We start from the raw sequence: 17,222 nt of genomic DNA, 5'->3' as shown, positions 1-17,222 counted from the left end.
TAAGCCTGTTAATTTTTTTATCCTCTCTGTTCAAAAAACTATGGATAAGTATTGTAATGGTAGATTGCAAAAAATAATCGCGTCATTCCAAACGAAAACAAAAGTGTCGGAATTGTTGATCATCACCAGAAGAAAACTTAAAACTTGCATTCAGATTGTTTTGGATACTTTATACAAAAAGAGCTATTCAAGCGCTTTTTGACACTTCTCTCAAGAATGACAGCGCCTGGACAACAAATGGGCAGGTATTCTTCTTTAAAAATATAATACCAGTTACCTCTCCCTACTTTATCACAGAATCCTGATTGAATAATGCAAGCTTCAATGGATGCATAGGCTTTTGCTTTCTAGATCCTCATCATAAGGAGTAGGCATTTCACATTCTAACAACGCTTTTCCTACCTCAATCACATCTGCACTCGACTTCTCTCACATCCCCAAATATGATGTGCGAAGTTTATTAAACTTACATCTAACCATACTTAACAGAATTATTCGACTTAATAATTTCAAGATTTGTTTTATTTTCCTTTCCCCGAAGGAATTCGTACACGGTGAGGCGTGCCATAGAGCTTTTTACATCCTGGCTTCCCACTTCCAAGACAACTATGGACAGTGATGGAATCCATCATCATTTCGAATGCTTCTTTTAACCTATTACTGCCAGGAGGCACTTTATCGAAGGTAGCTGGATTATCACCAATCCAACTACCTACAAAATCATATTTATGGTTTTCTAAGCCGACACTGGTTTGCTTTCCTCCACTCAGCTTATCTAATGTATCGGCTATAACTTGAGCATTATAAGCCGGTGCAAAAAGATTAATCGTTGTTTTGCCTGCTATACCATACATACCCTTCTCGTTTAGAGATTGCAATGCATTACCCACTGTCATACCGCCACGGCTATAAGCATCAAAATGCAGTCCATGATTGCCATGATGAATTATCAAATTGCGTACTTTCTTTGTTGAATTGCTCAAACCAAAAAAGTTATTTTCCATAAACTTTTGATATCCCGCTATCAACAGTTCTGATACGACCGAGTTGCTTTTTGGGAAATATATAAAATAGTGTGGCTCATTCTTATTGTCAGCATGCTGAAGCGCATAACGTGCTGCTCCATTTGCCGAGTTAAAAATTCCATTAATTGAAACATGGACTTTACCATCAGAGCCAACTTGCAAGTGCTGCTTTTCATCAGGCGTTAAATAATGATATTGAGGAGAAAGCTGCCCCTTTTTATCTGTTAAATAGATAATCCTTCTCTTTTCATCGTGATTAATAACAGCAATAGGATGCTCTTTGATAAACATGGTTTTATAGGCTTCATCACTATATTTAAACGCTTTTTCCAAAAATTGTGTTTTCATTTGGCGATTTGCACGGGCTATACGTTCTAGCTTTGCTACATCTAACCGTTCTATGCCCTGATGGGCTTCAGCTGTATCGCGATTAAGGGCATCTATTGTTTCTTCAGCACCCTTCCCAGTGGATGCTTTTTGCCTAGCTTCATCTTTAATGATTATCGTACCGCTACTGACCGTAGATTTGGTTTGCCCCTTAGCTGAATCATAGGCTTTCCCGTGATCCAAAGCATTTTTAGCAACGTTTTTTGCAATGCCGTATTTTCCCTCTTGCAATGCACCACCTACAGCGATACTGATCCCATCACTTGTGGATTCAGCCTGTGCACTGTTAGCAATATCTTCGGTAGCGATGCTTGCATTTGTCAATGTATTTTTGTCCACGGATGCTGTACTGTCAATGATACCACCGGTGAGGATTGTTTTACCTGTAACAGCAATATCAAAACCTTGCTCTCCCGCTTTGATCCCTGATTGCTCTACAACACTGTTATAATGGCTTGATGATTTATCCTGCTGTAAGGAGAAGTTTATTGATCCTGGATTGGCAATTTTTTCACCGCCATAACCAACAGAAAGTGATTTTTGTTTTTTGGAAGTTTTCCCGCTATCACTACGGCTCGCAATGGTGAAATTACCACCCACATCTGCTTTTATACCCTTTCCAGAAACCGCTGCACCTTCCAGCGAAGTGTCTGCTTCACTGGTGATATCAATATTGCCCTTGCCAATAACATGGCTATTCTTGTGTTGAACCTCCTCGCTGGAATCTTTCCCTTGACTAAAAGAAGTATTGCCTGTCCAGCCCCTGCCATCGATGCCATAACTATAACCAATATTCAAGGAAGAGCTTTGAGTTTTTCCATTACTTGATTGCACATTTTGGATACCTTCAAGATTGATATCCTGTCCTGCTTTCAGGATCATTTCTCCACTGTGTTCATTATTGCACTCATCATTATTTGGAGTATAAGCAGAAATTTTTCCAGCGATAATATCTGCTCCAACATCATGAAGAGTCCCTTTTTTGGCTTCAATACGCACAGCACGCCCAGCTTCTATTTTATCTGTCACCGCCATTGAGGTATTAAAAAACGCCTCTGTTTTATCAGATTTAAAGCCTGCTGTAACGTTGGCAGAAACATTTGCTGTATTGAAAAGATTATCTTTTGTTGCTTTACCTTTCATCCCATTGTACAAATTTTTGCTTTGGTTATAGAGATCATAGCCTTTCAAGCCAATCTTGCCAATCTTGCCGATCTTGTGTTTTCCATCACCATGACCAAAATGTTGTACTGCATCCCCCATCTCTTGTAACGTGCCAACAATGCCAGCATTGGCAGAAGTTGTGATACCTGCAAATGATTTGTCATGCATTTCTTTACCGTTGGATATATTATGGCTTTCCGAAAGCGTGACATCATTGCCGGCATCAATTTTCACATCACGATCTGCCACAATATCTGCAGCTTGCAAATGAACATTATGATCGGTGTTAATTTGAATATCTCTTCCCGCGATAAAATGCGATTGCACTGAAGAACTTCCCTCTTGATTTGCCTTGTCCTTTGAAGAAGTCAATCCAATGCCTATCGAAGTACCGTTGTGGTTCTTTGTCACTTGAATACCAAAAGCAGATTGTTTTTCTTGCATGTTCGACGTATAATTACCATAACCGTCCTTAACATTGACATCACGCACTGCGAAAAGAGTAATATCTTTATTCGCTGCAAAGTCAGAGCCTACCATAGTTACATTTGATTTCTTTGCAGCAATGTTTATATTGCCACCAGCACCCAAGGAAGATCCTTTATGCTCAACACTTTCATCAGTTTGTGTTTTTGATTTTTTTCCCCAGATAGATACAAAACCTGAACCTGAACCTATTCCAAAATCAGACTTATGCTCTTGTAAATACGTGTTATGATAGTCTTTCATGCCATCGATGAAGACATTCTCCCCGATCAAAGCAATATCTTTCCCTGTGAACATTTGAGAGCCTGAGATTATCGTCTCGTTCTTTGCTTTTATCACGATATTGCCCTCTGCTCCAAGGTTGCTTGAAATTGTTGTTGTATGTTCCTGAGATTTGTTTGACGATTTCTCAGTGAGAAATGCTTTTTTTGTCAACTTTTCTTGCTGTTTAAAACGTTCTTGGCCTCCTTTTATGGTAATATTCCTACCGGACTTAAGTAAAATATTAGCTTTTACCTGATCTTTTGTTTCATCCGCTATATTGGCAATGAGAATTGATTCAATAACTTGTGTATCTTTTCCAGATTCAATAGTAATTCCTTCATCCCCTGTTATGTTTGCACTTACCACTTGCGTGCTCTCAACATTGTTATGAACTGATTTACCACCACCAAACACTCCACCACCTGCGAAACCTGATATTTTTCGCTGTAAACTATTCTCTGTATTGGTAATCAAGATATCGTTGCTAGCTTTCAGCCCCACATTGCCATCAGCCGCAACAGAACTGCCTATAATGCTGAGGTCATGCTGCTTTCCATCTTGACCTGCGATCATACTAATATCACCCCCAGCTTTTATCGATGCTCCAAGAAAAGCTGACACATGCCTGTCGATTGTCGTGTTTTGACTTTGAAGATGATACTCCATTTGATCTTTTTTTGCACTTATAGTTACTTCACCTTGTGCGCCAAAAACAATATTGCCCTTAGCGTCCACACTAGAAGCAGCAACATGGATATCTCGACCAGATGAGACAGCGATGCCTTTTCCAGAACTCAAATAAGAACCTTTGTGCAATGCTAGGTGCGATGTTTCACCATGAACATGATGATTCATGTTATTATGTATAGCATCTATCGAAACATTTCGCGCAGCTTTTAAGTGAAGAGTATCGTGGGCTTGAACACGAGAATTTACAACATTCAAATCTTTCCCTGCTAAAAGTACTACCAAGTTTCCAGAGTTCACTTCTGTTTGATGCTGTATGACGGAAACGCGTTGTCCCATACGATTGGTGATAGCTGCTGCTCCTACAGACAAGGTTCCCTGTTCTGCTGACAATGCCAATACCCCTCTTGTTGTGATACACACTCCTGAAGCTGTCACATCTTGTTTTGCAATGACAACAGCATTACCACTGGCAGAAATTGCACCAGTTTTTAACGCTGTCTTGACGCTTTCTACAGTGGCATGACCTGCTTCAAAACGAATGTTGTTATCAGCAACCAAAACAATATTATCACCAGAAGCTAAATGTCCCCCTTGATTGAGAATATTACAGCCCTTGATATGTAATTGGTGTGATGCCTCAACTAGCCCTGAATTGGTTATCGTTGAATTGCTCGTATTTTGGCTGGTGATATTAACATCCCTCCCCATGATCAACGCACCAGAAGAGACAAAGGAAGCCCTATCTTTTTTGGGAATGTAAAGCACAGGCGCATAAACATCCATGCCCTTTACTTGTTGGCGCACATAAATCACCATCGGTGCTTCTAGGGAAGCCAATTGTTCTTCACTCAAGGCATCACCAAAGGGAAGATTGTGTGCTCTTACATATTCTGCTCCCTTGTCAAGCAAGGTTTTGACTTGTTCAATGGCATCACTGCCAGGAATAAAGGAGCCCTTGCCCAAACCTTGACCAACAAGATCACGCAATTGTTTCTCAATCAGTTGCTTTTCGAAATAAGCATCCCCTAAGAAAAAAATCTCTCTGTTAGGATTGTAACCAATTCTGTTTAAATAATAGGCTGAGCCATAAAACTTGCCAACATCGAGGAATTGCGCCCGCGTTTCATAAAGGAAATTTTGTTTCGGCAAGGTGCCACCAACCCCACCCGATTGTGGTTTTGGTAAAGGCAACGAACTCCCATCCGAAACACCAGCTGTACCATCTATAGCGATGTTTGGCGTAAACAAAGCACCTGCTGCTGTTAAACCACTCAGTGCCCCCAGTGGATCACCCCCAACGGCTTGTGCCTTAAAATGCGCATCCCCTGTAATGGAACCTTCAGCAGCCATGTTGTTGAGTGTCTCAACCACCAGATTCAACGTGCCACCCGCTTGAACAAGACCAGAAACGGTATCCGCAATTTCCGAACTGATATGGCGAAGAGCACCATTACTTGCTATGTCTAAAGCAACATTACGACTTCCATCAGCGTTATAAGCATAACAATAATAATCCGTATTTGCGTTACAGCCCATAAAGGTATTTTTATAAGCCGTTGCCCCTAAATTGCTCAGCACATTGGCGTGGATATCAGCGTTTCCTTCCACTCTTATAATACTGTAATGGTTGTCAATGGTATCAGCATTAATGATGAGATTGCCGCTAGATTGTATCATCCCCTGAATAGTGGGTTTATGCGAAAATGCTTCAGTGACAGTTTTCTCTGTCATATGTGACAAGTTATTCCATCGATACCCTTGATAAAAAAGTAGATTTTCACTCTCTTTCCAAGTAAACGTCTTGTACATTACCGCATCTTTTAAAGTTATCTTACCATAAGTTGCTTCTTTGTTGGGCAAAAAATTTTTAATGTGAAGATCACATGTGTCTCCTGAACATTCAACTTCTTTATAGGAGACGCCCCATTTTTCTTTTATCCCAAAATCATGTACTACACTTGTTGTATGATACAAAATCGCATTTTCAATTGAATCAAAGCGCTCTGGTTTTTGGAATGAAATAGTCGCATTTTGGGATGTTTTGATAATTTCCGGCGTACTATCGGCTTGATTTTTTAGGGATTTTGTTTGGATGGCGAGGGTTCCACCGGCTTGGATCAAGCCCGCTTTGTTGACAAGGGAAAGGCTCTTTCCGGTGCCTTGTGCATTGACAAAAAACAAATCACCCTCTGCCAAAATGGCAGCAAAATCATTCAACACAGTGCCATCGACTTTGAGGGCACCACTCCCCCCTGCATAGATTAAACCTGTCTTGTTATTGGTCACATCGCCCGTCACGGTAAAGACTAAATCCTGACCCGATGCCAATTGTCCGCTATTTTCAAGCGCCCCCGCTTTGATTACGAAATCTCTGGCAGCCAAAACAGAGGTATCTTTATCAGCCATAACACTTGGAGCAATAAAGAGAATATCTCCAGTCCCATCCTCTTGCGTAATGGCTCTGAGCAATGCATGACGAATCTCAAGAGCTTTTATGCTATTAAAGTCTAAACCGCCATAAATCAGCGTGCTGCCTGAGATATCAATAGTATCCCCCTTTAAAAACAGCGTTTGCGGCGTGTGAATATGAGAACGATCATTGCTTAAATCGAGGGTTGTTGCCGTCAATCTCACATCCCCTCTAACAGACAGCTCATGTTCAATACTGATCCCTCCAGACACCGATGTCAGTGTTGCGGTGCCATAACCCATGACATGATCATAATAAATGTCGTTGCCGGCCAAAAGTTCAATATTGCCACCACTAACAATTTGTTTAACCTTGATGCCCTCTTGTGCTGTAATAAAAAGTGAGCCATTTTCATCTAAAACAAGATCACCTATCTCGCCTCCCTCAACGATACCTGTAATAAGCGTCCCAGCATCCAAACTTCCAACTGTTAAAATGGTATCACCCCTCGTTATCAGAGAAGTAAAATCAACCGCCCCGCCCTTAATATTTGCATCGCCATTGGCTAAAAGTTGTCCAAAATGAACGGAGGTATTTGTGTTTGGTTGTGCATGAATAGCAATATTTTGATGCGATAGGATCGTTTGAGAAACAGAAAGCCCGTTATGTGAAACCAAGGTGATATCTCCTGCTCCATAAACACTTTCAGCGACAATCGCCCCTTGACTGCTCTGGAGATCAACATCCCCTTTGGTGCCAAGAACAACAACACCAATAGCACCTGTAGCCGCCATATCAACCCCACCGGCTAAAAGCTGCGCCTGGATATCACCACTGGCATGTGCTTTGAGGTTCCCTTGCGCTAAAACAATCCCCTCAATCTTCAGATCTCCACCTGCTTCAAGAGCCATATCAGCGCCAGAACCAAGCCCTGAAACTTTAAGAGTCTGGCGCGAAGACAGCTCCATATTGCCCCCAGACGTTGCGTTTCCGGCAATCGATAAAAGCCCATCCTGTACCTCTATTTTTACATGACTATCGGCAGCAACTGTTTGTAAAGTGACATCCTTTTTTGCTGTAATCTCAATATTCTTTTTCGATGTGATGTTTTTTGCCAACACGCTCTGGCTTTTCGATTTGAGCACAACACCCCCGTGACCAAAAACATTCTTCAACGAGAGTTTCCCATCAGCAGAAAGCTGTAGCTGCCCGGCATTTGTCGCCATATCATGACGCATCCGAACGCCAACACCTTTTTCTGTTGCAACAAGTTTAATGCGATCTGCCTGCAGGGCCCCCAGTGCAGAACCATCTATCGCATATTCCGGTTTACCAGTAATATCAGTAAGTTCTTTCATTTCGCGTGAAGCATAATCAAAGTGCCCCGTTCCAGCTGTTACACCGATCTCCCTACCTGCGACAACACCTTCAAAATGTACCGTGCGTGAGACAATATCGACAATATCAACCGAACCCTTGCCAGAGAAAAAATTGGCTCCCTTTGCTCCAAAGGTCATATCCCCACCTTTGACCTCAAAACCTTTCAGAAAACCGCTGGCATCAATTTCTGGAACACCCGTGGTTAAGGTCGCATGGGGTGTATTGATAAAACCACAACCATCACAGCTTATGCCATTGGGATTGGCTATGATCACATCAGCTTGATGCCCAAAAACTTCCGCTGGACCATTCAATGCACTGCGCTTGCCACTGGTGACTTCATTTAAAATCACTTTTGCTGAACCAGAATAGTGCAAATGCGGATTTCCCGGCATAATGCCCCCCAACTGAGATTGCCCTACTTCTTGCGCATGATTGTTGAGAATAACACCTGGATTGTCAATATTGAAATCGTGATATTTATTGTGCGACAAGCCCTTGCCATTGGGTGTGACAATATCAATCGACGGAACCCCATTGGGGGCTGCTACAATATCAGGCTGATGAACGGCACCGGCGTTGGAATCAACAGATATTTGCGCCTGAACCGCTAAAGGCTGCAACAGAAAAGATAAACCAAATCCCCCAAATAAAACCTTTTTGAGCATCGTACTGGAGACTAAAACGCTTAATAAATTTTCTCTGTTTGCTTTCTTCTCATATCTCATGCTTTAACTCCCCAATAAAAGACGCTTAAAGATTCATTGTGATCGTCACAAAAACCGTTCCTGACTTGTTGTGTTTGACTGTGCTCCACAAAATGCTGGAATAGCTTGCATCAAGAGAGACAATGCCCCCCACAAGCTTGACCCCTGCTGTCCAACCGGCAAGCTGTTCACGGGTCAATCCATACAAATGATTGTCTGTTTGAGATTGCGAAAACACACATCCATAATCCAAACCAACATAAGGACGAAACTCGCCAAAAACCTTTTTCAGAGGTGCACTGTTGCTCCAAGGTACTGCGCGTAAAGACAAATCATTACGGCTAAAAAAACCATTATTGCCAAAAAGCAAACTCTCACGTGTGCCACGTACATTAGAAGCCCCACCCAACGAAATTTGCTCTGCTCCCAACAAATTATGCGGTGAATATTGCCCTACCAAAAGGGTATTGAAGATAAAGTTCCACTCTCCAACCTTAAAGGGTGTCATGGTACTCAGTGTGCCGGTAAATTTAGCAAATTGTGGCTCTGCATCCCCCGCCCCTGGATCATGTTTTTTGACAGAATGAAACCATTTAAGACCTTGCAAGTAATTGACGTCAAAGGTCCAAGTCCCACCAAGCATCTGGCGAGAATGCGATATCCCAAAATTAGCAACGCTATATTGCCGACTGCCAACCTCAATCTTATTGCCAAGAAGGTAATTGTTGGTTCTCTTATAAGAAAGACCTAAATTGAGTGTGGTCAGTGAAACACTATCACGCTGTATAACAGTGCTTGTGCTGGCGTGTAATTCACTGGAATCCCCTGTCGTTTCAATCTCTGTAAAATTGCCCTTGATAATGCTCTGATAATTATAGGCATAGCCATTGAAAGCAAAGGTCCAATAACCGTACGGTATACTCACACTGGCAGAAATATTATTGCTATGCCCCTCTTGTTTGCTCTCGCCCCAATAGTCGGGTTCACTGCGTTGATAGCTAAAATCCCACGCATCATTGATCCCTAAAATATTTTCTACCTTTAAGCCCGCACTATAACGCGCATAACCCGTCGAGGCTTGGCCAAGATTATCATGAGAAACACTAACCCTCAAAGCTTTGTCAGGCTGATTGTTAATATTAACAATAGTGCTTCCCTCCTCATGCCCAGGTAAAAGTTCACTTTGGGCATGCGCTGACTGAAGCCTGTTGATCTGATCAAGCCCCTGTTCAATATCGCGCATATTGAGAATATGCCCTTTAAGCCTCGGAAAAGCACTCCACACAACATTGTTATGAGCGGAAGCCGGAGAACCATTATAATAAATCTCTGAAAGCTTACCTTCAACAACAACAAATTTGAGCGTCTTGCTACTTTTGATATCTTGATCCGGTATATAAAAACGCGCCGTCACATAACCTTTATCTAAATAAAGCTTGGTTAACTGTTTGATCAATGTTTGGATATCAGCAAGCCCTATACATCTCCCAATATAAGGCTCTGTTACTGCTGTAACAGCGTGCTTTTTTATATGATGAGCTCCCTCAACAACAATATGATGAATGGAAAAGCAGCCTCCACCATCAAGGCGCGCACCTTGCTCTCGTTCAGGAGAACTGTTCATGACTTTAGGCGTTAAAGCACGCAAATGCTCAAGATTCTCTAATCTTTGCTGCTCAAACTGTTGGCGAGAAAAAACATCTGTTGATGATTGCGCATATGCCGTCAAAATATTTAAAAAGCTAAACAATAAAATAAAAGAAATAAAAATTCTTAATAGGCGATCTTGGTTTAATATTATAAAAAACATTATAGATTGGCTCCACGCATTTTAATTCATGAAAACCACCTAAAGAAAATCTGGTGATGACAGAACATTCATTTGAAAGGCAAAAATAACTACTTCTTTATCGTCTATCCTTATTAAAAGTGTGCACAGCGTTCTGTTTTATTTAAAATCATACTCCTTATTTCTATCTATATATCTTTTATGTAGTAAATTAATAACAAAAAAACACATAATGCATAAATTAATAAAATATTTAAACTCAATTCTCGTTCATATTGTATTTATAATAATTACAAAATATTAATTTTATTATTTAATATAATATGATATTTATATTTTATTATATCAATTTGAAAATATCAATATGTAAAAAATAATTTTAAAAAATTATTTATTAATTACGTGAAGTTCATTTATTTAAAATAATAACAATTAAAAAATTTCATTATTATAATTAATATTATTATTGCTAATTTATTTCAAAATGAAAATAATATTTATGCGTAAATCAATACAAGGATAATAATGTTTACTGTTTATTTTTTATGAAAAAATACTTCAATCAATAGAGAGTAGAAAAAGCTATTCTCCTTTTCACGATACCCTTATATGCAGGTAAAAGCTTTTAGATGGCATTGGTGCTATTGAAGTCGGGGAGGTAAATTTATGTCATTGTTAAGCGTTAGCAATAAATTGCCGATTTTGTAATCATCTCTGCTTTATATGATTTAACAGTCATCATCAGTAATGACATATGTAGATCTTCCAAAAAAATAAGAATTGAAAAACTGTTTGCAATTTTTTGAGCAATTATTGGATATCTTTCTACTATAAAATCATCAGCCTTTTATTCTTAGTTCAAACATTATTCATATTTTTTTCCTCTTTTTTTTCAAATTACAAAGCTTAAGTGCATAAAAGCAAATAACAAGCCAAAAAACCCAAATAATACCTACGATTAAAACTGGTCGTGTATCATCAAAAAACCATAACAAAACAAAAATAAAAACCATAAACAAGATAGAAAAAATTGTTCCTATTGGCCAAAATGGAATTGGAAATTTCAAACCACATTGCACTTCTTTAGGCATTTTAAGCCGCATAAAAATTTGTGAAAAAAGTATCATCATCCAAACAAAAACTGTCGCAAATGTTGCCATTGCAGCAATAAGAAAAAAAAGCTGTTCATGGTAAAAATAATTAAGCACAACACCGAGAAGGAAAATACTTAAGATCAATAAAATAACAAAAATTGGTATACCATTTTTCGACAAATATTGAAACTTCTTCAATGCATAACCTTCTTGCGAGAGCCCATATATCATGCGAGCAGCACCATACATTGCACTATTCATTGCAGAAATAGCTGCTGTAACAACAACAATGTTTAAAATATTAGCCGCTGATGAGATCCCAAGGTTTTCAAAAATTGAAACGAAAGGACTATCCATAAGACCAATTTTATTCCAAGGATAAAGTGACATTAAAATGGCTAAGCTTATGATATAAAAGAGTAAAATACGAACAGGAGTAGAATTAATTGCCTTTGAGATAGTTTGATGAGGATCTTGTATTTCCATCACTGTCATTCCGATGATTTCTATACCACCAAAAGCAAACACAACAACACTAAAGCAAGCCAAAAAACCAAACCAACCATTGGGAAAAATACCATCATTTCTCCATAAATTATGGACACCAACAGTAGAAGAAGTAGAGTTTATTCCCCAACCACATAAAATAATTGCTATCCCTAAAACTATCATAGCAATGATAGCAATAATTTTAATGGAAGACAGCCAAAATTCTAGCTCACCATATACTTCTACTGCTGCCAAATTGATAGCAGTAATGATCAGTGTAATGCTGAGTGCCCATACCCAAGGTGCAACATCAGGATACCAAAAGCCCATATAAGTCGCAAAAGCCGTAATATCAGCCAAGCCAACAAGAAGCATCTCAAAAACATATGTCCATCCTGTTAAAAAACCAGCCAATGGCGAGATGTAATTTGCAGCATAACGAGCAAAAGAACCCGGCAATGGATTGTGAATAATCATCTCACCGAGAGCTCGCATAACCATAAAAATAGTTAAACCAGCAATACAATAAGCAATGAGAACACTTGGACCTGCAAGCTTAATTGCTTGTGCAGACCCGTAAAAAAGACCCGTTCCAATAGCAGAGCCAAGGGCTAAAAAAATAACCTGGCGCTTATTCATGCCTCGTTTAAGCTCATTTGTTCCCATTTCTTTCCTTCTTCACTGAATTGTTACTAAAACCTATAACTACAATGCTTGCTTTATTCATCATAAAGCCTCATTTTTCTCCCGAATATATATTAAAATAGCATTGAACAATGCCTGTTAGACTCTCTACCGTAAACAATGAAAAAACACTCTTATTACAAGTTATGCAGCTTTTTCATAGAGCTTACATTTTTTATCATTTTTAAAATGGTAATGTAATTTTTTATAATTGTCATTTAATTCATTTTCGTATTTTCTCTTTTTTGCAGAAAGAATGCTGAATTTGATAAAACTATTAATCGCAACGCTCTCTTTTCAATTCACAAAAATAGAAGCGCAAAATTCGTACAGCAACATTTGAGATGAGTCATTAAATTTTCTATCGGAACCTTAAGAAAATTCTCTATTATTTTTTTAGTTTAAAAAAAATACAAAACGTATATAATAGTGCATGAAACATCTATTAACACCAACTAAATTGTTTAAAATCAGTGATAAATGCACTTCACTCTACGCCTTTAAAAATTTGGTTTGTTTAAAACACACGTTTTCCTTCAAAGTGCTCGTTTGCCTCATGGTAATCTGATTTATCAGCATAAATTCACGAAAGCCAATGTTCAAGAAATTGCTTTTGGGAGTATTTTAAGCTGTCGTTTTATTTTATTCATTCTAAAATCATAGAGTATAAATTGTAAAATTATCAATATTTTATCTCAATTTTATTCATTAAAGAATTTATTAAATGTATATGATATAGTAAAATTAAAAATTATATTTTCTATTTGTTAAAAGATTTTATGCTTTTTTATAATTAATTAAAATAAAAAATTGGAATAAAATAAAAAATTGGAAAAATATTTAAAAAAATACATTATGTATTTTTATAACAGTTATTTTTTGTTTTTCACAAATTGTGGAGATTAATGCAAAGCTTTGGAAAAAAGATCTCAAGATGGTATTTTTACTGCACGGTAGCACACGAGAAAGCTATCCTTGTTCAGACGACAAACATGGTTTTCATGCATATTTCAAATCAAAACGCTAAAGAAAAGAATAAATCTATTATCAGAGGAAAAATTAAAAAGGAGATTATTATCGCTAGAATAACTGTTTTCTTGAAAAACTTGTAGTTAAGGCGGGAAGCTAGTTTAAAATATGAGCTGTAATTTTCCAAAACCTTTGAATATTAGCGAAATTCACTTTATCACTGATTTAAAGCCATCAAATTGGTGTTTAAAAGTGAGTTCTTGCTCTGTTGTAGACAATAGAGAGATAATTGGACATAAATACCCAATAAAGACTAACTCATAAATGAATACATATTCATTTATTATACAAATATATCACTAATCTCTCCTCGATTTTTATATAAGAAAATTCTCAAATTAAGTGTCTCTCCTCCTTATTTGATATTAAAATAAATATCTATTTGGGTTCTAGTGATGGAAAAAGCTTTTCTGGTAAAATGGACAATAAGTGCCCTTCACTTACAACCATATACCCCTTATGTAGGTCTGAAGCCATATAGCGATCTTCCTTAAGAGGATCAATATTTTTGCGTAAATTCTCTATAACAGACTGTAATAAGGAACTTGTTTTTAAAGGCGCACGACATTCAATCCCCTGTGCAGCAATAAGTGTTTCAATAGCAATAATATTAAAAAGATTCTCGCTCATTACCAACAATCGACGAGCACCATGACAAGCCATTGAAACATGATCTTCCTGATTTGCTGAAGTCGGCGTTGAATCAACCGAAGCAGGATGTGCCATTTGTTTATTTTCAGACATTAAAGCAGCTGAAGTTACTTCGGCAATCATAAAACCTGAATTAAGGCCCGCATTTTGAGCTAAAAAAGCTGGAAGCCCATAAGAAAATGCTGGATCAACCATAAGGGCAATGCGTCTTTGAGAAATGGACCCTATCTCACATAAAGCAAGAGCAATCTGATCAGCAGCGAATGCTACAGGCTCAGCATGAAAATTCCCACCTGATACCACTTCACCATTGCTTAAAATCAATGGATTATCTGTAACTGCATTCGCTTCAATAATCAGCGTTTTTGCTGCTGCTATAAGAAGATCAAAACACGCTCCCATAACTTGTGGTTGGCAACGTATACAATAAGGATCCTGTACACGAACATCATCATGCAAATGTGAAGCCCGAATTTCTGAATCCTTTACAAGATTTTCTAGTGTTTGTGATACAACAATCTGGCCATAATGGCCCCGTAAAATATGTATATCAGGATGAAATGGTGCTGTTGATCCCATGACAGCATCTGTAGTCAATGCTCCTGCAAGAAGTCCACCACACAACGCCCTATAACCACGAAAAAGCCCTGTCAAAGCCAATGCAGTTGATGTTTGGGTGCCATTGATAAGAGCTAAGCCTTCTTTAGCTTCTAAAACAATAGGTGATAATCCTGCTTTTTTTAAAGCCGCCGCTCCACTCATACGAATATTTTGAAAAAATGCTTCTCCCTCTCCTATCATAACAGCGGCCATATGAGCAAGTGGCGCAAGATCACCTGAGGCACCAACAGATCCCTTTTCAGGGATGACAGGAATAACTCCATTTGCAAGCATATTTTCTAGCAAATGCACCAATTCTAGACGAACACCAGAAGCCCCACGCCCTAGTGAAATGAGCTTTAAGGTCATCATTAAACGTACAATATTTTCAGCTAAAGGTGCCCCTACACCACAACAATGCGACAAAATGAGATTTCTCTGTAAAACATCTACATTGTGTGCATCGATTTTAATCGACGCCAATTTGCCAAAACCGGTATTGATGCCGTAAACTGGCTCACTTCCAGCAGCAATTTCAGCAATACGATCTGCTCCCTTCCTGATAGCGAGGTGCGTATCATTATGAAGTTTGCTCACTTCCCCATTCCAGTAAAGATTCTGAAGGTCGCTAAGCGTTACTTTCCCCGGATTTAGTATAATAGTCATAATTTTCTTTCTCGCGCATTTATTTATAGCATATTAGTTATACTGCTCATTGATTTATGAAACAAAAAAGTACTTCTGCTCTCTATCGCTTATGTAAAGATTAAAACTGATTGGACAAAAAAATATGCTCATAATAGCGAAAGAAAAATATCGAAAACAAAATTTCTGAATCGCAATCCGCTTACTAAAATAATGGAAAGAGCAGCTTTACCTCGTAAATTAAGAAGCATTTTTGGTTTTGCATACAGAATATAATAACCCTAGCAAAATAGCAGCAATTTTCTCCATTAAGTCCCCCCACTTTCTTGATTTCAACATTCAAAACAATTAACCAGAATGGCTCCATAAAAAGCAAAAAGCTTCCCTCTTTTTAAATTACTTTTACTCTATAGTATAGTGCTTAATAATGCACTTTAATGAAATTTCCTTTTAAAAATAGGAATAATTTATGCTTAAAAAAATCAATACTGTTACAAAAATGATACAAAATGGAACGGAAGAGTTTGGTGCACCCGACAGAATTCGAATCTGTGACCTCTGCCTTCGGAGGGCAGCGCTCTATCCAGCTGAGCTACGGGTGCTTAAAACTGATTATTAAAATCATCGCTAGCCTTTTAACTGATCACACTCCCAGCTTCAATGATGAATTATCATTTTGATAAAAAATACTTGTTTATGATTTATGCAACTATGTATTCTTCTTCTCTCTTGCAATGATACTTTATATCTTAAGACAGCTTCTTTTTCGCAAAAAATTGTTTTCTCGTTGTAAAAACAGCTTTTATTACAACTTCAAAACTCTCAAAAAGTAAGCTACAAAATAAGTTACAAATATCAGGATAACCCTTAATGATTAAATTACCAAGCCGTTTTCATTTTATTTCCGCAGACACTGAGGAAGCCATCAAAGCCACCAATAAATTAATTTCCGCTTACGGTCACTCTTCTCTCGAAGAAAGTGACGTTGTTGTTGCAATTGGTGGTGATGGAACAATGTTACAAACAGCGCGGGACATTATGAACACCGGAAAACCTATTTACGGTATGAATCAAGGTTCTGTAGGATTTCTTATGAATGAATTTCATGAGCAAAAATTACCAAATCGCATTGCTGTCGCACATAAAAAGGAAATTCATCCCCTGCGCATGATTGCAGAAGCTGGATGTCAAGGAATTATTGAAGCACTCGCAATCAATGAAGTCTCATTATTCCGTCAATCTTACCAAGCAGCAAAAATTCGTATCAGCATTGATGACAACGTGCGTATGGAACAATTAAGTTGCGATGGTATCCTCGTTGCTACACCAGCAGGATCTACTGCATATAATTTATCAGCACACGGACCTATTTTGCCCCTCATGGCTCCCCTTATGGCACTCACCCCCGTTAGTCCATTTCGTCCTCGTCGCTGGCATGGGGCACTGCTTCCCGATACGGCGATAGTACGCTTTGATATGCTCGAATCTGACAAACGTCCGGTAAATGCTGCAGCTGATAATGTTGAAGTTAAATCTGTCCATTCAGTTACTATTTCAATGGCAACAGAAGTAAAAGTCTCAATCCTTTTTGACTCTAACCATTCGTGGGATGAACGCATTTTATCAGAACAATTTCGCTATTAATTATTGTATTATGCTTTCTATGCGTATATGGCTGTTATAGTTGACTTTTTTATGAAGGCACCTTAACCCTTTTAATCGGGAAAA

The 17,222-nt window shown here is 38.4% G+C and carries 5 protein-coding genes, 1 tRNA gene and 1 pseudogene; 1 reads left to right on the top strand and 6 read right to left on the bottom strand.

The window, feature by feature from the left end; translation table 11 throughout:
• Nucleotides 1–137 precede the first annotated feature (137 nt).
• From MCQ_RS09505 to MCQ_RS02175, 6 genes and pseudogenes are all read right to left on the bottom strand, one after another.
• Nucleotides 138–525: pseudogene (locus MCQ_RS09505) on the bottom strand (hypothetical protein).
• Complete coding sequence (locus MCQ_RS02200; RefSeq protein ID WP_006923272.1) at nt 522–8,534, bottom strand: hemagglutinin repeat-containing protein; 8,013 nt, start codon at nt 8,532–8,534, stop codon at nt 522–524. The pseudogene MCQ_RS09505 and the gene MCQ_RS02200 overlap by 4 nt, the downstream one beginning before the upstream one ends.
• A 25-nt stretch (nt 8,535–8,559) precedes the next feature.
• Entirely contained in the window at nt 8,560–10,323 is a 1,764-nt protein-coding gene (locus tag MCQ_RS02195) for a ShlB/FhaC/HecB family hemolysin secretion/activation protein (protein WP_006923270.1), read from the bottom strand.
• An 848-nt stretch (nt 10,324–11,171) separates the two neighbouring features.
• Nucleotides 11,172–12,551, bottom strand: coding sequence for an amino acid permease (locus MCQ_RS02190; protein ID WP_006923268.1), 1,380 nt, complete (start codon nt 12,549–12,551; stop codon nt 11,172–11,174).
• 1,425 nt (nt 12,552–13,976) lie between these two features.
• Nucleotides 13,977–15,515, bottom strand: a complete 1,539-nt coding sequence (gene hutH / locus MCQ_RS02180; protein WP_006923266.1) for a histidine ammonia-lyase — start codon at nt 15,513–15,515, stop codon at nt 13,977–13,979.
• Nucleotides 15,516–16,019: 504 nt separating this feature from the next.
• Nucleotides 16,020–16,096, bottom strand: a tRNA-Arg gene (locus MCQ_RS02175).
• A 268-nt stretch (nt 16,097–16,364) separates the two neighbouring features.
• Between MCQ_RS02175 and MCQ_RS02170 the strand changes: the two genes are divergently transcribed.
• Nucleotides 16,365–17,138, top strand: coding sequence for an NAD kinase (locus MCQ_RS02170; protein WP_006923264.1), 774 nt, complete (start codon nt 16,365–16,367; stop codon nt 17,136–17,138).
• The last annotated feature ends 84 nt before the right edge of the window (nt 17,139–17,222 follow it).

The sequence above is a fragment of the Candidatus Bartonella washoeensis Sb944nv genome (assembly GCF_000278135.1).
Lineage (GTDB): Bacteria > Pseudomonadota > Alphaproteobacteria > Rhizobiales > Rhizobiaceae > Bartonella > Bartonella washoeensis.
This window is presented reverse-complemented; position numbering and strand designations above follow the sequence as displayed.

Excerpts from the sequence above, each read along its gene's own strand:
- MCQ_RS02200 (WP_006923272.1), bottom strand. The coding sequence starts at position 8,534 with ATGAGATATGAGAAGAAAGCAAACAGAGAAAATTTATTAAGCGTTTTA.
- MCQ_RS02195 (WP_006923270.1), bottom strand. The coding sequence starts at position 10,323 with ATGTTTTTTATAATATTAAACCAAGATCGCCTATTAAGAATTTTTATT.
- MCQ_RS02190 (WP_006923268.1), bottom strand. The coding sequence starts at position 12,551 with ATGGGAACAAATGAGCTTAAACGAGGCATGAATAAGCGCCAGGTTATT.
- hutH (WP_006923266.1), bottom strand. The coding sequence starts at position 15,515 with ATGACTATTATACTAAATCCGGGGAAAGTAACGCTTAGCGACCTTCAG.
- MCQ_RS02170 (WP_006923264.1), top strand. The coding sequence starts at position 16,365 with ATGATTAAATTACCAAGCCGTTTTCATTTTATTTCCGCAGACACTGAG.